We start from the raw sequence: 18,030 nt of genomic DNA, 5'->3' as shown, positions 1-18,030 counted from the left end.
AACGGGTGTGGGCTTGACGGCGGCTCGCTGCCACACCGGTTCGTCGCCGCCACACCGGCTCTCGGCTCGGCAACGGGTGTGGACCGGATCAACGGGTGTGGGCCGGGTCTACGACCGTGCGGGGCTGGGCCGACGGATGCGCCTGGTCAAGGGGTGTGCTCCGGACCGCGGGTCAATGCCACACCGGCTCGTCGCGGCCACACCGGTTCTCGGCTCGGCAACCAGTGTGGGCCGGGTCAACCGGTGTGAGGCGGTCCACGACCGGCCCGCGGCCAACCCGGGTCAGGCGGCCGGCCCACTCACGGGCCAGACACGAAGTGCCGGACCAGGGCGGTGGTGACGGCGGCGGCGAAGACCACGACCAGGAACGGCGCGCGTCGCCAGATGGCCAGGCCGGCTATGGCAACTCCCGCGAGGCGGGCGTCAAGATGGATCGACTGCCCGCGGCCGACCGTCTGCACGGCGATCAACGCCGCCAGCAGCACCACTGGTACCAGGGCCGCGACGCGCTGCACCCGCGGGCGGGCCAGGACGGTGGGCGGGACCGACATCCCGGCCAACTTGAACAGGTAGACCCCGAGCCCGGCGACGAGCACGGCGGCCCAGATCACGAGGCCGCCCTCCACGGCCAGGTGCCGACCGCGATGCCGAAGCCCGCCGCGACCAGGACCGGGATGCCGGGCGGCAGCAGGGGAGTGGTCGCCACCGCGATGAGCGCCGCCGCCAGTGCGATCGCCCATGGCTCACGACCGCGCAGTCGCGGGGCGATCAATGCCATGAAAGCGGCCGGAACGGCGGCATCCAGTCCGAGTACCCCGGGATCGGCCAGGGCGGAGGCCCCGACCGCCCCGATCAGCGTCCCGACGTTCCACAGCACGAACACCCCGATGCCGGTCGCGTAGAAGGCGAGCCGTCCGGCGCGGACCGAGGACCGCCCGAACGACATCGCGCTGGACTCGTCGATGACGACTTGCGCGGCCAGCACCCGGCGCCAGCCGCGAACGTCCAACAGTGCGGACAACCTCAAGCCGTACAACGCGTTCCGCGCGCCGAGCATCACGGCGGTGGCCGCCCCGGCCCACGGCGACCCGCCGCCGGCGATCACCCCGACCATGCCGAACTGGCTGCCCCCGGAAAACATCAGCAAGGACAGGGTCATGGTCAACCAGATGCTCAGGCCGCTGGACGACGAGATGGCGCCGAAGGAGATGGCATACGCGCCGGTGGCCGCGGCTACGCCCAGGGAATCCCGCAGGACGGGCTTGCGTTCGTCCCGCCACGGGTCACTCGGAGAGGATGCTGACGCCGCCTCGGGCACTACTGCGTCACCGCGAAGATCACCGCAAGCGCCGGCGGCAGGAACTGGATGGCGGCGGCCCTGGTCTTGTCCCGGCCGGTGGTCAGCAGAACGACAGCGGCGCCGGCCATGCACAGACACCCGAACAGCACGATCGCCCGCCCCGCGCTCTCGTGGTCGACCGAGACGATCAGCCCGACCACCACTCCGATGGCCAGGAAGAGGTTGTAGAAACCCTGGTTGTAGGCCATCGGCCGGATCGTGTCGGCGTCCTGTTGGCTCCGGATACCGAAGCGGGCCCAGACCTTCGGCCGGGTCCACAGAATGCTCTCGAACACGAAGAAGACCACGTGCAGGACGGCCGCGAGCGCGGCGAGGACAACAGCGAGCAACGGCACGAGCCGACCGACCTTTCAGGCACACAGGCCGACGATCAGGCGATCGACAGCGAGCAGATCCTATCGATCCGCAATGCCTCCCGGCCCGGCCGGTGATGCCTCCCGGCGCGATCGGCCGCGCCGCGCCAGAACGCCACGCCGGGCGCGCCATGCCGCCCGTACCACCGCGGACCGAGCGGTCCGGGAAGGCCACGTTGCCCGGCGGTCCATCAGGGCGTCAGGTCTGGCAGCATGCCGGGGACCGGCGGAGCGCGCCGACCGAGAGGGCAACGTTGCCCGGGATCCGTCAGGGCGTCAGGTCCGGCAGCATGCCGGGGGACCGGCGGCGGCGCATCCACACGCGCCGGCTCCCGTCCTCGAACCGCAGTACGCGATCCAATTCCCATCCGGCGAACTCGGCCCGGATCGACAGCATGGTGGCGGCCGCGGATCGGCTGGTGGTGGCGTCGATGCGCAGGCCCTGGTACTCGAACTCGGCATTGGCCTGGGCCGGCGTCGGGTAGTAGCTCCAGCGTGGGCGTGACGGCCGGCGGCCGGCTTCGAGGTCCAAGGGCCCGATCACCTCCTGTATCGGTGACGGCCGGCTCGGCCGTCGATCACCTCATCATCCTCCGCCGGCCGGCGCGGGACGGAAGGACACAAGGATCGCGCGTCGAGGTCTGGAGAGTCGGTTCGGACCGACCTAACCTGGAGGAATGAGTACGGCATCGGAGGAGGAACCCCCGCAACCGGCCGCTGGGCCCCGAGCCCATGTCATGGCGGTGCAGGGAGTCGCGAACCTGCTGGTCCGGGGCCTGTTGCGGACCCCACTGGTCTCCCGGCTCATCAGCCGGGAACTGGTCACCGTCTATGTGGTGGGTCGCAAATCCGGCCGCCACTACACGGTCCCGGTGGCGTACACCATCCACGACGGGGCGGTGCTGATCGGCACGCCCTTCGGGTGGGGACGGAACCTGCGCACCGGGCAGCCGGTGAACATCCGCCTCAAGGGCAGACTGCGCACGGCCGACGTCGAGGCGTTCACCGACGAGCCCCACGTCGTGGAGCACTACGCGCTGATATCGCGGGCAAAACGCAACTTCGCGAAGTTCAACCAGATCCGCATCGACGCCGACGGTGAACCGAACGCCGAGGATCTGCATCTGGCCTGGGCCGCCGGAGCCAGGGCGTTCCGCCTGACGCCCCGCTGACCACGCGCCCCGCTGACCACGCCTGCTCCCGCCCAGCAGGTCCCGCCCAGCTGATCCCGACCCAGCAGGTCCCGACCCAGCAGGTCCCGACCCAGCAGGTCCCGACCCAGCAGGTCCCGACCCAGCAGGTCCCGACCCAGCAGGTCCCGACCCAGCAGGTCCCGACCCAGCAGGTCCCGACCCAGCAGGTCCCGATCCAGCAGATCCGAACCCGCGATCATTGAGCCTCCGGCTCCGGCTCGGCATCCGAGGCCGGCGCGGCGCCCTCGCGCAGCAGCGCCGCCAACCGGGTGCGCCGCGGCAGTTCGCCGACCGATCGGACCGCCCGGGCCAGCATCGGACCGGCCGCGTGGATGATCGACAGGTGCCTCCGGGCCCGGGTCAGCGCCGTGTAGATGAGCGGGCGGGACAGCATGGCCCCGGCCTCGGGCGGCATCACGGCAACCACCGCCTCCCACTCGCTGCCCTGGGCGCGGTGCACGGTGATGGCCCAGCCGTGCAACAGGTCGCTCAGCGACTTGCCGGAGATGTCGGACTCGCCGGTGGTGAAGGCCACTCGCAGCGAGTTGTCGCCGGTCGAGACGACCGTGCCGACCTCGCCGTTGGCGTAGCCGGTGGGTTCGGCGTCCAGATGATTCGCCGTGGCCACCACCCGATCCCCGACATCGAACCCGCGGACGGCGCCGCGACCGGGGTTGAGCACCGCCTTCAGCGCCTTGTTCAGGGCCTGCGTCCCGGCCGGCCCCTTGTGGACCGGGGTGACCACCTGCAACTGATCGGCGGTGGTACCGAAAACCCTTGGAATGGAGTCGGTCACCAGCTGCACAACCCGGCGGGCACCGTCCTCGGACCCGCGGGCGGGCACGATGACCACCTCCCGATCCGGGTCGTCGACCGGCACCAGGTCGCCCTCCCGGACGGCGGTGGCCAGGCGGGCGATGGCCCCGCCCTCGGTCTGGCGGTAGAGGGTCTTGAGTTCGGTGACCGGGATGACGCCGCTGTCGATCAGGTCGCCGAGCACCCGGCCCGGCCCGATCGACGGCAGCTGGGCCGGGTCGCCGACGATGACCAGGTGCGTCTGGTCCTTGAGCGCCGACAACAGTGCCGCCGCCAGTTCGACGTCCAGCATGGACGCCTCGTCCACCACCACCAGTTGCGCGTCGAGCGGGTTGTCCGCGCCGTGGTCGAACCCGGCCGAGGCCGAACCGGTGGCCCGTCGTGCCCCCAGCAGCCGGTGGATGGTGGACGCGGGGGAGCCGGCCAGTTCCTCCAGCCGCTTCGCGGCCCGTCCGGTCGGGGCGGCCAGGGCGATGTCGACGCTGACGCGGTGGCACAGCGCGACCACAGCGGCGATGGTCCGGCTCTTCCCGGTCCCCGGACCGCCGGTGAGGATCGAAACGCCATGGGTCGCAGCGTGTGTCACCGCACCCGCCTGAACCACGTCCAGGTCCTGGACGACATTCTTCACCGCTCGTTCCCCGGCCAGGGAGTGCGCGGTCGAGGTGAGCCGCAGCAGGTGCTCGGCGATGTCGTTCTCGGCCTGGGCCAGGACCTTGCGGGCCACCCACGGCTCGAGGGCCGGCCCGGTCGCCGAATCGGCCGCCGCGGAGGCGTCGGGCGCCGAAACGCCGTCCACGCCGACCGGAGCGGGGCCAGGAACCGCGAGGATCAGGTCGGCGTCGACCGCTGCGCGGATGGCCGTCGGCGCGTCGACGCCGAAGGGGCGCAAGGCATCCGCGACCTGCTGCACCGAGGCGGCGGTGTGCCCCTGACGCGCGAACCGGGCCAGCGTCCAGTCGACCAGCGAACGTCCGCGACGGGGGTCGCCGCGTTGCACCTTCGGATCAAGGGCCAGCGCCACCCGGTCGGCCTGGGCCACGGTGGCGTCGGGCAACGCCAGGAGCCGCCACGGATCCTCGGCCAGCTGGTCGGCTGCGTCGTCGCCGAGGGCCTCCATCAGCCGGCCGGCCCACCGGACCGGGATCTCCTGCGGCACCAGTAGTTGCGCGACGGCGTAGGCCTGGCCGGCACCGATCCACGAGGTGTAGATCCGGTCGGCACGCTTCGGGGTCATCTTGGGCAGCGCCGTCAACGCGGCCACCGTCACCTTGGACGCCGAGGTGATGCCTCCCTCGACCAGCGACTGGGCCACCGCCTGACCAACGCCCGGCCACAGGCCGGACGCGGCGAATTCGGTGAACACGTTCAGGGACGGACCTTGGTCGGGAAACGAGGACATTACTGCGATTCGTCGCCGGCATCGGGCGAGCTGACGTCCTCCAGGGCGGCCCGGATCTCGGCCGGCAGGGTGATCTCGGTGGCGGCCAGGGAACCGAGCAGCTGGGCGTTGTCCCGCGCCCCGACGATCGCCGACGCCACCCCGCGGCGGTCCCGGACCCAGGCGCAGGCCACGGCCAGCGGCGAGGTCCCCAGCCCCTCGGCCGCGGTGGCCACGGCCTCCACGATGCGGGCCGCGTCCGGACCGAGATGCCGGCCGACGTACCGGGCGAAATGCGGTGACGCACCGCGGGAGTCGGCCGGGGTTCCGTGCCGGTACTTCCCGGTCAGCACACCGCGACCGAGCGGCGCCCAGGCCAGCAGGCCGATGCCGTGCAAGGCCGCGGCGGGCAGCAGTGACTCCTCCGCCGCGCGCTCGACGAGCGAGTACTCGGCCTCGGTGGCCACCACCGGACAGCCCGCCCCGCGCAGCCAGGTGGCCATGGTGGCCAGCTGCCACCCGGCGTAGCCGGACAGCCCGATGTAGGACGCACGGCCCGAGTCGACGGCGCGCTGGAGCGCCGAACAGGTCTCCTCGAACGGAAGGGTGGTGTCGAAGCCGTGGACCTGCCACAGGTCGACGTGATCGGTGTTGAGGCGCTGCAACGACCCGTCCAGCGCGGCCAGCAACCGGCCGCGAGCCCCGCCGACCCCCACCGTCGTGGTGGCCAGCACCACGTCGGCCCGCGGAATGACGTCGGGCACCAACGTCCCGATGATCGACTCGGCGTCGCCGTCGCCGTAGACGTTGGACGTGTCGATCAGTGTGCCTCCGGCGGCGACGAAGGCCTCGAGCTGGGCGGCGGCATCGTCCGCGTCGGTGTCCCGGCCCCACGTCATGGTGCCCAGACCGAGCCGGGACACCTCCAGCCCGCTGCGCCCGACCCGCCGAGAATCCATGGCTGCCAACTTATGGCATCTGCGGTGGTTCTCCCGGACGCCGTCGGCAAGACACGCCCTGACCCGTCGGTGGCCCAATCGGAGCCGGCAACGCAGAATCGACACGGCCGGCCGGTAGCGTCATGACCCATGCGACTCGGACTGAACCTCGGTTACGTGACCTCGGCCGCGGAGCTGCACGACAACCTGGAACTGGCCCGCGCGGCCGACCGGATCGGCTACGACGTCGTCTGGGCGGCCGAGGCCTATGGAAGTGACGCCGTCACCGTGCTGGCCGCGATCGCGGCGACCACCGAACGGATCGACATCGGCTCGGCCGTCCTGCAGATCCCCGGGCGTACCCCGGCCATGACCGCCATGACGGCGGCCACGCTGGACGCCCTGTCCAACGGCCGGTTCCGGCTCGGCCTGGGCGTCTCCGGGCCCCAGGTGTCCGAGGGCTGGCACGGTGTCCCGTTCAACGACCCGCTCGGCCGGACCCGGGAGTACGTGCAGATCGTCCAGCAGGGCCTGGCCCGTCGCCGGGTCACCGCGGGCGGCCAGCACTTCACCCTGCCGCTGCCCGACGGACCCGGCAAGTCCCTGGTCCTGTCCCTGCAACCGGTCCGCTCGAAGGTGCCGTTGTACCTGGCCGCCGTCGGTCCGAAGAACCTGACCCTGACCGGCGAGATCGCCGACGGCTGGCTGGCCATCTTCTTCGACCCGGCCACCGGGTCTGAGCACATCGAGCGCATCCGGGCCGGAGCGGCCTCAGCCGGGCGCGACCCCGACGCCCTCGACATCTCGGTGCAGGCCACCCTGGCCATCGACAACGATCCGGGGCGGGCGGCGCTGCTGGTGCGGCCCACCGCGGCGCTCTACATCGGTGGCATGGGGTCGAAGAAGGTGAACTTCTATCACGGCATCGCCACCGCGATGGGGTTCGAGGCCCAGGCCGACGAGGTCCAGGAGAGGTTCCTCTCCCGTGACTACCAGGGCGCGGCTGCGGCCGTCCCGTTCGAGTTCATCGACCGCACCAGTCTCATCGGCACCGCCGACCGCATCGTCGAGCGTCTGAAGACGCTCGCCTCTCAAGGAGTCACCACCGTGAACGTCTCACCCGCCCATCCGGACCCGAAGGTGCGTCTCGACGCGCTGGAGACCACCTTCGCCGCCGCGACCGCGGCCGGAGTACTCGCGTGACCCTGATCGCCGCGATCATCCTCGGCATCGTCGAGGGCCTGACCGAATTCCTGCCCATCTCCTCCACGGCCCACCTCACCGTGGTGTCCAAGATGCTCGGCTACGACATCCAGGACCCTGGTATCACCGCGTTCACGGCCGTGATCCAGGTCGGCGCGATCATCGCCGTGATCATCTACTTCTGGTCCGACATCGCCCGGTTGTTCGTGGCCTGGATCCGCGGCCTGTTCAACAAGGCGCACCGCCAGGAGCCGGACTATCGGATGGCCTGGCTGGTCGTCATCGGGTCGCTGCCGATCGCGCTGGTCGGATTCGCATTGCGGCACTTCATCTCCGACCAGTTGCGGAGCATCTGGATCATCGCCTTCGCCCTGATCCTGTGGGGCATCGTCATGCTGTACGCCGAGGCGGTGGCCAAGCAGGACCGCCCGGAGGCCCAGCTCAACCTGGTCGACGTGCTGCTGATCGGCTTCGGGCAGTGCCTGGCCCTGATCCCGGGTGTCTCCCGGTCCGGTGCCACCATCTCGATCGGTCTGATCCGTGGCCTCGACCGCGTGGCCGCGACCCGCCTGTCGTTCCTGCTCGGCATCCCGGCGCTCATCGGGGCGGGTGCCTTCGAGCTTCCGTCCGCGCTCAAGACGCAGGTCGCGACGGCCGACCACCCGCACCCGGTGCACGTGGGTCTGGCACCCACCCTGCTGGCCACCGTCGTGGCCTTCGCCGTCGCCTACGTGTCGGTGGCCTGGCTGCTGAAGTTCGTCTCCGGTCACAGCATCGCGAACTTCGTCTGGTATCGATGGGTGGTCGGCGTCGCGCTGATCATCGTGCTGTTCGCCGGTGGCCTGAAGTGAGCAGGGAGACCGGATGATCTTGGACATCAGTGCAGGGCCCGGCGTCAGCGCCGCGACCATGGCCGGAGCGCTCCGATGAGCACCGTCATCCTGCTCCGGCACGGCCGGTCCACGGCCAACGTGGCCGGAGTGCTGGCCGGCCGCACCCCAGGAGTACTGCTCGACGACGTCGGGCGTGAGCAGGCGGCGGCCGTCGCCGAGCGGCTGCGTGGTCTCACCCTTGACGCGCTGGTCAGCTCGCCGATGGACCGATGCCGACAGACCCTGGAGCCGCTCGCGGCCCTCACCGGGTTGGAGGTGCGGATCGAAGCGAGGCTGGCGGAGGTCGACTACGGGGACTGGACGGGCCGGACCCTGGGCGATCTGTCCGGCGAGGAGCTCTGGCGCACGGTCCAGACCCACCCGTCGGCCGCGGTCTTCCCCGGCGGCGAGGGTCTGGCCGCCGTCGGCGTGAGAGCCGTCGCCGCGATCCGTGAACTGGTCGCGGAACTGGGCCCGGACGCCGTCATCCTGGTCTGCTCGCACGGCGACGTGATCAAGGCCGTGCTGGCCGACGCCCTCGGCCTGCACCTCGACGGATTCCAACGGATCGTGGTGGCGCCGGCGTCCTTGTCGGTGGTGCGGTACACCCCATTGCGGCCGTTCGTCGAGCGGGTGAACGACTCCGGGGAGCTCGGTTCGTTACGCCCTGCGCCGAAACCGGAAGGCGTCCCGGCCGCTGCAGGCGGCGCGGTGAACGGGTCCGGCGGCCGGCATCATTTCGACGACAACAGCAGTTCGGACGCGATTCCGGGCGGAGTGGCCGGGTGAAGCGCGGCCGTCTTCGGGGTCCCGGTGTGACGGATACGACGTCCCACCGCCGGAGAGCGGTTGGCATAAGCTCGGATGTGCCATGACACGACAGGTCCACGTCTTCCGCTCACCCGATCGCTTCCTCGCCGGAACCATCGGGCAGCCAGGCGAACGCGAATTCTTCCTCCAGGTCGCCGACGGGCGCCGAGTGCTCTCCGTCGCCTGTGAAAAGCAGCAGGTCGCCGTGCTCGCCGATCGTCTCGGCTCGTTGATCACCGAGGTGGCCAGGCGCTTCGATGTGGCCACCCCCGAGGCCGGCTTCCCGCCGGGGCACGTCGGCGATCCCGGCCTGACCCTGGCCACTCCGGTCGACGCGGAATTCCGGGTCGGCACCATGGGGCTGGCCTGGGACGGCGAGGAATCGCAGGTCATCGTCGAGCTGCTGGCGTTGACCGACGAGGAGGTCGGCGAGGACATCGTTCTCGAGGACCGCGAGGACGGGCCCGACGCACTGCGGGTCTTCCTCACCCTGGCCGAGGCCAGCGACTTCGCCCGCCGGGCCGAACTGGTGGTGTCGGCCGGACGCCCGCCGTGCCCCCTGTGCGCCAACCCGCTCGATCCCGAAGGGCACGTCTGCCCACGGCTGAACGGCTACCACCGCGGTGCCAACGGCTGAGCCCACCCCGCCCGGTGACGCAGCACCACCGGACGTCGGGGTCCTGGAGGACGAACAGGTCCGCGACGTGCTCACCCGGGGCACCATCGACATCACCGGACGCCTCACTGACGCGTCGAACCTGACCCTGCTGGCCAGCTGCACCCTCGACGGGGTGGAACTGGAGTGCGTCTACAAGCCGATCCGCGGCGAGCGGCCGCTGTGGGACTTCCCGGACGGGACGCTGGCCCACCGCGAGGTCGCGGCCCGCCGCATCGCCGAGTACGCCGGATGGGACTGCGTCCCGCTCACCATCATGCGGTCGGGGCCCTACGGGGCCGGCATGGTGCAACGTTGGATCGATCAGCCCGAGGACGGGGCGGAACTGGTCGACCTGGTTCCGGAGGACGACGTGCCGAGCGGGTGGCTGCCGGTGCTGCGGGCGGTGGACGTCAGCGGCTCGGACATCGCCGTCGTCCACGCCGACGACCCGAAGCTGAAGGTACTGGCCGGGTTCGACGTGGTGGTGAACAACGCGGACCGCAAGGGATCGCACATTCTTCTGACCGGCGACGGCCGGGTCCTCGGAGTGGACCACGGACTGTGCTTCCACGTCGACGACAAGTTGCGCACCATCCTGTGGGGCTGGGCCGGGACCCCGCTGCCGGACGCGGTTCTGGAGGGGGTGCACCGGTTGGCCAAGGGCATGTCCGCTGACCTGCGTACCGAGATGCACGACTACATGACCATCGGCGAGGTGGACGCACTGGCGAAGCGGATCGACCTGCTCGAGATGTACCCGATCTATCCGATGCCGCCCCGCGGGCGGACCCCGATCCCATGGCCGCCGCTGTGACCGCCCGGACCGGACGGTGAGCCGGTTCACCGACCCGATCGCCGGCTTCGGCCGCACCTTCGCCCGAACCGCCGCCGGCATGACGATGGATCTGGCCAGCGCCGCCGCGCGGGCCGGTGAGGTCGCGGTCGACACCGTCACCGGCCGGGACCGCGGGGTCGGTGTGCTGCGCGTTCAGGTGTTGATCCTGACCGACGAGGCCGGAACCGCGCTGAGCACACCCGAGCAGATCACCCCGGCCCTGACCGCGGCCGACCGGATCCTTCGCGCCGGGACCGGCGTGCGGGTCCGCGTCACCGGGATTCGTACCATCGCCGAGGTCCCTCCGGCGGCGGCGCTGGACCCGCGGGCCAACCGGGGGCTGGTGGTCGATGACATCCTGGGCCGCACCGAGTTCTATCGCCGTCATCTGCGGGATCGCGACGGACCGGCGGACCCGGCGTTCGTCGGCGCGCCGATCACGGTGATCGTGGTCCGGGAGATCGCCGGGCACACCACCGGGTGTTCGCTGGGCATCTCGGCCGACTGGGTGATCACCCAGGCCTCGTTGTACAACGCCGCCAGCGAGAACAGCTACGACGAGACCGTCCTCGCCCACGAACTCGGCCACGCCCTGAACCTGCCGCACCATCGCGACCGGACGAATCTGATGTTCCCCGAGTCGTCCCCGCCGCACCGGGTCCGGGGAACGGCCCTGAGCCGATGGCAGCGAGGCGTGGTCCAGGCCAACCGTCACGTGCTGCCGGGCGGACGCGAACCGGGACGGTCCGGTCCGGCCTCCGACCTTGGATAGTGTGAGCGGGTGCGTTCCTGGCCGACTCCTCCCGTTCCGTCCCTTCCACGCGCGACCGGAGGTGCGGCTTCCGGCGACATCCTGAGTCTGTACGACTCGTCGACCGGAACCGTCCGGGCCACCCGCCCCGGCCCGGTGGCCACGATCTACGTGTGCGGCATCACGCCCTACGACTCGACGCACCTCGGCCACGCGGCCACCTACCTCACCTTTGATCTGGTGCAACGGATGTGGCTCGACGCCGGCCATCGGGTGCACTACGTGCAGAACATCACCGACATCGACGACCCGCTGCTGGAACGGGCGGAGCGCGACGGGATCGACTGGGAGGACTTGGCGGCCGAGCAGATCGAGTTGTTCCGGCAGGACATGACGGCGCTGCGCGTGCTGCCACCGACGGACTACATCGGTGCGGTCGAGGCGATGGACGAGGTCTCGGCCGCGGTGGCCGCCCTGCTGGACTCCGGTGCGGCCTACCGGGTGGCCGACGACGAGTTCCCGGACGTCTACTTCGACATCGAGGCCTCGGGCCGGTTCGGGTACGAGTCCCGCTACGACGAGACGACGATGAATCGGTTCTTCGCCGAGCGTGGGGGAGACCCGGGCCGGGCCGGCAAGAAGCACGAGCTCGACCCGCTGCTGTGGCGGATGGCCCGGCCCGGGGAGCCGTCATGGGAGTCGCCGCTGGGAGCCGGACGGGCCGGCTGGCACATCGAGTGCGCCGCCATCGCCGGCAACCGGCTCGGCGTGCTCACGCACGGCGCGACGATCGATGTGCAGGGCGGCGGCAGCGACCTGATCTTCCCGCACCACGAATGTTCGGCCGCCCACGCGGAGGTGCTGGCCGGTGTCGACCGGTTCGCCCAGCACTACACCCACGCCGGAATGATCGGACTCGACGGCGAGAAGATGTCGAAGTCAAGGGGCAACCTGGTCTTCGTGTCGAAACTGCGCGCCGACGGCGTCGACCCGCGGGCCATCCGGCTGGCGTTGTTCGCCGGCCACTACCGGCAGGACCGCTTCTGGGACGACGGTCTGCTGACCACCGCCACCGAGCGTCTCGCGGCGTGGTCGTCGGCGGCGGTTCGCGTCGGCGCTCCCGCCACGACCGTCGTGGCCGACCTGCGGGCCGCGCTGGCCGACGATCTCGACACCCCGGCCGCCTTGGCCGCCCTCGACGTCTGGGCCGCGGACGGCTCTCTGGACGGCGCACTGGTGGCCACCGCGGTCGACGCCCTCCTGGGCGTGGACCTGGTCTAGCGGGCGGGGATCACCCGGCGCGGGTGAACTCCGTGCTCCCGGCCAACAGGCCCACCCGGCGCAGCAGACCGGCCGCCTGGGCCACCGCCGGAGTCTGCGTCTCGTCCAGGCGCAATGCGGCCTCCAGCAGGTCGCGCAGCACGACCAGATCGGTGCGCTCCCGAGCCCGCCGGAGTCCGGCGGCCAGAACGAACGGCGCGAGGGCCTCCTGGCGGGGCCGGTCGATGGCGCGGAATGCCGCCTCCCACTCCGCGTCCCTGGGCGGGAGCAGCTGGACCAACTCGGGCACCACCCCGCCTGAGGCGCGGCGCCCCGGGACGGCCGACGCCGGCGCGCGGTCATCAGCCAGCGCGGCCGCGCAGGCCAGGCCGAGGGCCAGGGTCGGGTGATAGCTGGTGCTGACCATGTAGTCGAGCTGTTCATCCGACGGGAGGGCCTGGTGGGCCGCGGCCGAGTAGTCCGGGCCGGGCAGGAAGCCCAGACGATCCTGTTTCTGGGCGAGCAGGTTGAAACAGAACACGGCGGTCGCGCTCCACGGAATGCCGAGCATGGGCCACGTCCACAGGAGTTCGGCCGCCAGGTCGTCCCGGCCCTGATCCATGGCGACCGCCAGTCCGGCATCGGCGTCCCGCGCGATGTCGCGTGACGACCGGGGCAGCACGCCGTGACGCCGCCCGAGGTCCGACAGGTACAGGACGACGTGACTGAAGGCGGCGAGGTCGTCGGCCTGCGCGTTGAGGACGTCCAGCGGGCGGCCGAAGGTGCTGCGCGCCAGTACTTCGCGGCTCAGGTCAAGGGCTGATTGGTTGCCGCGCATGACATCTCGCAACCACTGCAGTTCCAGCGTGCGATGCGGCAGTCGCTCCGGGCCGTCCAGGCCCTCGGCCAACGCGTCGAGCAGCAGGCGATCCCGGATGGGGTCCGCGTGCCCGGCGGCGCGGAGCTGGATGTGCACGACGGCGTGGTCGAGCGCGCGACCCGGGTCCAGACACAAGGCGGTCAGCAGGGACTCGTCCTGGGCATCGACCAGTTGGGCGGTCAGCCGCCGGGACGCCTCGCCGATCAACGGGTGGGCGGCGGCCGCGATCGCGCTGCCCCGCAACAGCATCGCCGCGTCCGCCTGCACCGACGCAGCCGACGGCGGAGGTACCCGTCCGCCGTCGTCGACGGCCCAGATCTGGTGCCCGGACGAGGACACCTCGAGCGCATGCGAGGCGAACGAATGGGCCAGAACCACGCGGGCGGCCAGGTCGGCCCGGCTCCGCTGTGCGGGCCGGCGGGAGGCAGGGGAATCCGTGCGGGAACGGTCGCGGACCGATGTCAACCTGCACCCCCGATTCCTGATGCTGATCGGTGGACCCGCAGGACCGGCACGTCGCCCCGATGACGCGGATCCCGGTGTCTGCCAGTCCTCATGGCGTCGACCCCTCCTCACAGACGGCGATCGCCGTACATCAGGAAGGACGACTCCGCACACGCCCAGATACGCATTCCGCGCGAATTCACGCGAAAGCCGAGCCGGACCGGATTCGAACCATCCCGCCGGTCAGGCCGGCACGCTCAGGCAGTCACGCATGCGGATCAAACCGTCGCGCATTCTGGTCTTGATCGTCGGCAGGGCGGCGCCGAGCAGCTCACCCACCTCGCGTTGCGTGTGACCGCCGAAGTAGGCCAGCGTGATCGACTCACGCTGCAGCGGAGTCAGTGTGTCGAGACATTCGCGGACCTCCGCCGCCTCCGCCTCTTGGATGACGGAGTCGGCCACCGAGTCGACGTCGCGGTCGAAGTTCGCGATCGTCGTGCGCAGGTCGCGCGCCCGTGACGCCTGCGCGTGCCGCACGCGATCCACCGAACGCCCGTGGGTGATCGTCATGATCCAGGACGCGGCCGTCCCGCGACTCCGGTCGAACCGGGGCGCCCGCTGCCAGATCTCCAGGAAGATCTCCTGAGCCACCTCCTCGGCGTGGCTGGGATCCCGCAGGATCCGGTTGGCCAGGCCGAACACCCGAGCCGCGAAGTACCCGTACAGGACGGAGAACGCGGCGCGGTCACCGGTCGCCACCCGCAACAGGAGGGTCTCGGCGGACTGGTCGACGCGATCGGGGACCGCGTCATGTTGGGTGTCGCCCCCCGGGGAGACCACCTGGCCGTCCTGTCTCAAAGGTGCACTCCATGTCCGGGGCTCGGCACGCCGTCATCGCAGCGAGAACCCACGTGGGAACCTCGGACAACAGGCGTGTCCGGGAAGTGCCCCTCGGCGGCCACGCGCAAACGGCCCCGAACGGGTGGACGTCAGCGCGTCGGACGGCGCATCCGCCAGCCGAGCATCAGCTCGCCCACGCCTCGGACCAGGAAGCCGATACCGGCGATCAGCGCCACGGTGACGATGGCCGCCGCCGGGGAAACGAGCAGGACCACGGCGGCCACGATCGACAGGACCCCCAAGGTCCCGAACCAGAGCCGGTTCGCCGGTGAAGCCGCGGCCACGAACAGGTCCGCGACACCGGTCATGACGAACCACAGAGAGCAGCCGAGGATGATCGCCCAGACGCCCGCCCCGGGATGGAAGATGCAGATCAGGCCGGCGATGACGGCGATGGCGCCCACGACCCAGGTGAACGCCGGACTGCCGCCGGAGCGACGTACCGCCGACCCGACGGCGATGGCCGCCAGGCCGGCCATCAGGAGCATGAGACCGAAGATCAGCGCCAGGGCCAGCACGGTGATGCCCGGCCACACCAGCGCGATGAGACCGGCCACGATGTCGAGGCTGCCGAGTACCAGCAGGTGGCTGCTGCTGTAGGAACGTCCCAGAAGGCGACCACCGAGCGGGCGGGACGCCAGGGGATCGGATCCGAGCGAGTTGGACATGTTCGCGCCCTTTCTGAACGGCCAGTGATCAACTTGTGGTCATTGTCCCAGGGCGCACGTCGGAGGGCGTGTACACCCTCCCGGAGCCGGTGTGTGCCTACGTGGCGGCCGGCGTCGGGTGTTCGGGTGCGGCCTACCGGCGTGAATCGCCCGGCTTCGGACCGCGGCGGCGGAGGTACCGCTCGAACTCCGCCGCGATCGACTCACCCGAGGCCGGTTTCAATGGCTCGTCGGCCTCGTCCCGTTCCTCCAGCGCCTTGATGTACTCGGAGATCTCCTCGTCCTCGGCGGCGATCTGGCTGACCTCGACCTCCCACTCGTCGGCCTGCTCGGGCAGGCCACCCAGTGGCACCTCGATGTCGAGGACCTCCTCGACCCGGTGCAGCAGGGCCAGGGTCGCCTTGGGTGACGGAGCCTGTGAGACGTAGTGCGGCACCGACGCCCAGAACGACAGCGCCGGGATCCCCACCTGGACACAGGCGTCCTGGAACACGCCGGAGATACCGGTCGGACCCTCGTAGCGGGAACTGGTCAGACCGAGCCGCTCGGCCGTCGGCTGGTCGTAGGCCGAGCCACTGACCTGCACCGGGCGGGTGTGCGGTACGTCGGCCAGCAGCGCGCCGAGCGTGATGACGCTGCTCACCTCGTGGGCCAGCGCGATGTCCAGGAGTTCCTGGCAGAAGGCCTTCCACCGGAAGTTCGGTTCGATCCCGTGGACCAGGATGACGTCCTGCGCAGCGGCCGGCAGTCGGCACGCCGAGAGCCGGGTGGTCGGCCATTCGATGGTCCGGGTCACGCCCTCGATCAGCTTGACAGTGGGCCGGCTGACCTGGAAGTCGTAGAACCCCTCCGGGTCCAATTCGGCGAGCGGTGCCGCGTCCCAGACCAGGCCCAGTTGTTCGACCGCCGACGTCGCCGCGTCCCCGGCGTCGTTCCACCCCTCGAAGGCGGCGATCATCACCGGGCTGCGCAGGGACCCGACAGGCGGTGTTCCGAAGGCTTCACTCACGCCGCTCACACTACGTCGATCACACCTGGCGCGACGTGCCGGCGACCCCGGGTCGGCCGCGCGGACCACCGGCGAGGGCCGGCCGGTCGGCTGCGGCCAACTATTGTTCCAGGGGTGACGATGCCTCCCGCCGCCGGTCGACTCGATGCTGTGCTGTTCGACATGGACGGCACGCTGACCGATTCCGAACGATTGTGGACCATCGCCCTGGAGCAGGTGGCCGAGTACTACGGCGGACAACTCAGCAGCTCGGCCCGCGAAGCGATGGTCGGTCAGGACATGTGGGCCACCATCGACCTCCTCCATCAGGAGGTGCGGGTGGACGCCCGGCCGACCGACACGGCGAAGATGTTGACCGACCGGACGATGGACATCTTCCGCAACGGCCTGCCGTTCAAGGACGGGGCGCCGGAGTTGCTCAAGGCGGTGCGGGCGGCCGGTCTGCGCACGGCCCTGGTGACCGCTACCTACCGCGAACTGGTGGACGTCGCCCTCGACACCCTGGGGCACGACAGCTTCGACGCCGTCGTCTGTGGCGACGAGGTGGCGGCCAACAAGCCGGACCCGGCCCCGTACCTGCGAGCCCTGCAGTTGCTCGATCTACCGGCCGCCGAGTGCCTGGTGATCGAGGATTCACCGACCGGGTCCCGGTCCGCCGTGAGCGCCGGCATCGGCGTCCTGGTGGTCCCGTCCGAGATGCCGGTGCCGGCGGCGCCGGGTTTGTTCTTCGCCGACACCTTGGTCGGGGTCGATGTCGACCGCCTGCGCACGGTGCACGGCGAGCTGCTCGCCGAGCGGGCCGGGTGCCTGAACCTCGGCTGATCCTGATCCGGGTATCCCTCTGGCCCCGTCCTTCCGCGGACGGCGGTTGTCTATCACTCCCTGAGTGGCCACGGCCTCCAGCCGGACGAAATCTCTCCTAGTCGTGCCCGCGCCGTGGCGAGCGCGTGAGCCGGATAGGCATCGGCGGTCGCCTTCCCCGCCTGCTCGCCGTATTCGGTCGTCACCGCAAATCGCACCGGCAAGCGGGCGCCCGGTGCGTAGGTTTCCCGGTAGCGGCCGGCCACCACCGCGGACACCAGACGCTCGAGTTGTTCGACCTGCCCGACGGCCGTGTCGTCGCAGGCGTCACAGCCGCACGGCGGGTACGCGAAGGCGTGGAGAAGCCCCGCATGCACGATGACACCGGGATAGGCCGTGAAGCCGAAGGTCAACGGAGCGGCAGCGCCATCGTTCGGGGTCAACCGGACTACCCGGGCCAGATCCGGTTGCCGCGTGAAGTCGGCCGCTTGGGCCGCGTCCCCACTGACCTGGACGGCGTAGGTTTCCGCCAGGTACTCGACAAGGGCGTCGGCTACCAGGTGCAGCGGCTGGAACCTCTCGGAGTGGCGGTCGAGCCCGTAGGCCTCCGGTGGTGGACCGTCCCACCCCCACCGCGCCCCGTACTAGATCACGACGCCCTTGTCGTCCCGGAACACCGGATCCGTCCAGGCGGGTCGTACGAAGCCGAGCATCCGCTCACGGTAGCCACGGACCGATCGCGCCCGCGAGTTGTTTGATCACAAGGGTCGGGCCTCCCGGGACGGGGCGGGTTCCGCATCCCGGAGTACGAGGACCCAGAACGTCAGGACCTCGCCGACCCATCTCGGTCGGCGAGGTCCTGACGTGCATGTCGCGTGACGGCCGCCGGAGGCGAACC

19 protein-coding genes and 1 pseudogene are annotated in these 18,030 nt (G+C 70.7%); 9 read left to right on the top strand and 11 right to left on the bottom strand.

Annotated features, from left to right (window positions below):
* Nucleotides 1–299: 299 nt before the first annotated feature.
* From BLS97_RS19100 to BLS97_RS19085, 4 genes are all read right to left on the bottom strand, one after another.
* Nucleotides 300–611 (bottom strand): AzlD domain-containing protein, encoded by a 312-nt coding sequence (locus BLS97_RS19100; protein WP_172832184.1) that lies wholly within the window; start codon nt 609–611, stop codon nt 300–302.
* Complete coding sequence (locus tag BLS97_RS19095; protein ID WP_090479128.1) at nt 608–1,318, bottom strand: AzlC family ABC transporter permease; 711 nt, start codon at nt 1,316–1,318, stop codon at nt 608–610. The genes BLS97_RS19100 and BLS97_RS19095 overlap by 4 nt, the downstream gene beginning before the upstream one ends.
* Nucleotides 1,318–1,695, bottom strand: a complete 378-nt coding sequence (locus tag BLS97_RS19090) for a DUF1304 domain-containing protein (RefSeq protein WP_090479125.1) — start codon at nt 1,693–1,695, stop codon at nt 1,318–1,320. The genes BLS97_RS19095 and BLS97_RS19090 overlap by 1 nt, the downstream gene beginning before the upstream one ends.
* 286 nt (nt 1,696–1,981) lie before the next feature.
* On the bottom strand, nt 1,982–2,245 hold the full coding sequence (locus BLS97_RS19085) for a DUF5703 family protein (protein WP_157695538.1): 264 nt from the start codon (nt 2,243–2,245) through the stop codon (nt 1,982–1,984).
* 145 nt (nt 2,246–2,390) lie between these two features.
* Between BLS97_RS19085 and BLS97_RS19080 the strand changes: the two genes are divergently transcribed.
* On the top strand, nt 2,391–2,885 hold the full coding sequence (locus tag BLS97_RS19080; protein WP_197676272.1) for a PNPOx family protein: 495 nt from the start codon (nt 2,391–2,393) through the stop codon (nt 2,883–2,885).
* 217 nt (nt 2,886–3,102) lie between these two features.
* Here the strand turns inward: BLS97_RS19080 and BLS97_RS19070 are convergent, their stop codons facing one another.
* Both BLS97_RS19070 and BLS97_RS19065 read right to left on the bottom strand, forming a co-directional pair.
* Nucleotides 3,103–5,124, bottom strand: coding sequence for an AAA family ATPase (locus BLS97_RS19070; RefSeq protein WP_090479116.1), 2,022 nt, complete (start codon nt 5,122–5,124; stop codon nt 3,103–3,105).
* Nucleotides 5,124–6,062 carry an aldo/keto reductase gene (locus BLS97_RS19065; protein ID WP_090479113.1) on the bottom strand — a complete coding sequence of 313 codons (939 nt, stop codon included), beginning with the start codon at nt 6,060–6,062 and terminating at the stop codon, nt 5,124–5,126. Before BLS97_RS19065 ends, BLS97_RS19070 begins: the two co-directional genes overlap by 1 nt.
* Before the next feature lie 129 nt (nt 6,063–6,191).
* Between BLS97_RS19065 and BLS97_RS19060 the strand changes: the two genes are divergently transcribed.
* The 7 genes from BLS97_RS19060 to mshC all read left to right on the top strand — a co-directional run bounded on the left by BLS97_RS19060 (nt 6,192) and on the right by mshC (nt 12,451).
* Complete coding sequence (locus tag BLS97_RS19060; RefSeq protein ID WP_090479110.1) at nt 6,192–7,244, top strand: LLM class F420-dependent oxidoreductase; 1,053 nt, start codon at nt 6,192–6,194, stop codon at nt 7,242–7,244.
* A complete protein-coding gene (locus BLS97_RS19055) occupies nt 7,241–8,095 on the top strand; it encodes an undecaprenyl-diphosphate phosphatase (RefSeq protein ID WP_090479107.1) in 855 nt (284 codons plus the stop codon). The genes BLS97_RS19060 and BLS97_RS19055 overlap by 4 nt, the downstream gene beginning before the upstream one ends.
* A gap of 75 nt (nt 8,096–8,170) precedes the next feature.
* Complete coding sequence (locus tag BLS97_RS19050; RefSeq protein ID WP_090479104.1) at nt 8,171–8,905, top strand: MSMEG_4193 family putative phosphomutase; 735 nt, start codon at nt 8,171–8,173, stop codon at nt 8,903–8,905.
* 82 nt (nt 8,906–8,987) lie between these two features.
* A complete protein-coding gene (locus BLS97_RS19045) occupies nt 8,988–9,563 on the top strand; it encodes a DUF3090 domain-containing protein (RefSeq protein ID WP_090479101.1) in 576 nt (191 codons plus the stop codon).
* The gene (locus BLS97_RS19040; protein WP_231988200.1) at nt 9,550–10,398 is read left to right on the top strand and encodes an SCO1664 family protein; all 849 of its coding nucleotides are present in this window, start codon (nt 9,550–9,552) and stop codon (nt 10,396–10,398) included. The genes BLS97_RS19045 and BLS97_RS19040 overlap by 14 nt, the downstream gene beginning before the upstream one ends.
* A gap of 16 nt (nt 10,399–10,414) precedes the next feature.
* Nucleotides 10,415–11,191, top strand: a complete 777-nt coding sequence (locus BLS97_RS19035; protein WP_090479098.1) for a matrixin family metalloprotease — start codon at nt 10,415–10,417, stop codon at nt 11,189–11,191.
* Between the two features lie 9 nt (nt 11,192–11,200).
* Nucleotides 11,201–12,451 carry a cysteine--1-D-myo-inosityl 2-amino-2-deoxy-alpha-D-glucopyranoside ligase gene (mshC, locus tag BLS97_RS19030; protein ID WP_090479095.1) on the top strand — a complete coding sequence of 417 codons (1,251 nt, stop codon included), beginning with the start codon at nt 11,201–11,203 and terminating at the stop codon, nt 12,449–12,451.
* A gap of 10 nt (nt 12,452–12,461) precedes the next feature.
* Here mshC and BLS97_RS19025 read toward each other — a convergent pair whose 3' ends face one another.
* The 4 genes from BLS97_RS19025 to BLS97_RS19010 all read right to left on the bottom strand — a co-directional run bounded on the left by BLS97_RS19025 (nt 12,462) and on the right by BLS97_RS19010 (nt 16,280).
* Nucleotides 12,462–13,775: a DUF6895 family protein gene (locus tag BLS97_RS19025; protein WP_157695537.1), complete on the bottom strand. Its 1,314-nt coding sequence runs from the start codon at nt 13,773–13,775 to the stop codon at nt 12,462–12,464.
* 222 nt (nt 13,776–13,997) lie between these two features.
* Nucleotides 13,998–14,612: an ECF RNA polymerase sigma factor SigK gene (gene sigK, locus BLS97_RS19020; protein ID WP_231988199.1), complete on the bottom strand. Its 615-nt coding sequence runs from the start codon at nt 14,610–14,612 to the stop codon at nt 13,998–14,000.
* A 131-nt stretch (nt 14,613–14,743) separates the two neighbouring features.
* The gene (locus BLS97_RS19015; RefSeq protein ID WP_090479086.1) at nt 14,744–15,322 is read right to left on the bottom strand and encodes an HdeD family acid-resistance protein; all 579 of its coding nucleotides are present in this window, start codon (nt 15,320–15,322) and stop codon (nt 14,744–14,746) included.
* A gap of 133 nt (nt 15,323–15,455) precedes the next feature.
* Nucleotides 15,456–16,280 (bottom strand): PAC2 family protein, encoded by an 825-nt coding sequence (locus BLS97_RS19010; protein WP_090482652.1) that lies wholly within the window; start codon nt 16,278–16,280, stop codon nt 15,456–15,458.
* 201 nt (nt 16,281–16,481) lie between these two features.
* On the opposite strand from BLS97_RS19010, the gene BLS97_RS19005 reads away from it, so the two are divergent.
* Nucleotides 16,482–17,153, top strand: coding sequence for an HAD family hydrolase (locus tag BLS97_RS19005; RefSeq protein WP_407938070.1), 672 nt, complete (start codon nt 16,482–16,484; stop codon nt 17,151–17,153).
* A gap of 53 nt (nt 17,154–17,206) precedes the next feature.
* Here BLS97_RS19005 and BLS97_RS19000 read toward each other — a convergent pair.
* Nucleotides 17,207–17,764: pseudogene (locus BLS97_RS19000) on the bottom strand (DUF6226 family protein); the annotation flags it as partial.
* Between the last annotated feature and the right edge of the window lie 266 nt (nt 17,765–18,030).

It is taken from the genome of Nakamurella panacisegetis (assembly GCF_900104535.1).
GTDB classification, from domain to species: Bacteria; Actinomycetota; Actinomycetes; order Mycobacteriales; family Nakamurellaceae; genus Nakamurella; species Nakamurella panacisegetis.
Note: the sequence above shows the minus strand (reverse complement) of the source record. Positions and strands in the feature narration are given on the sequence as shown.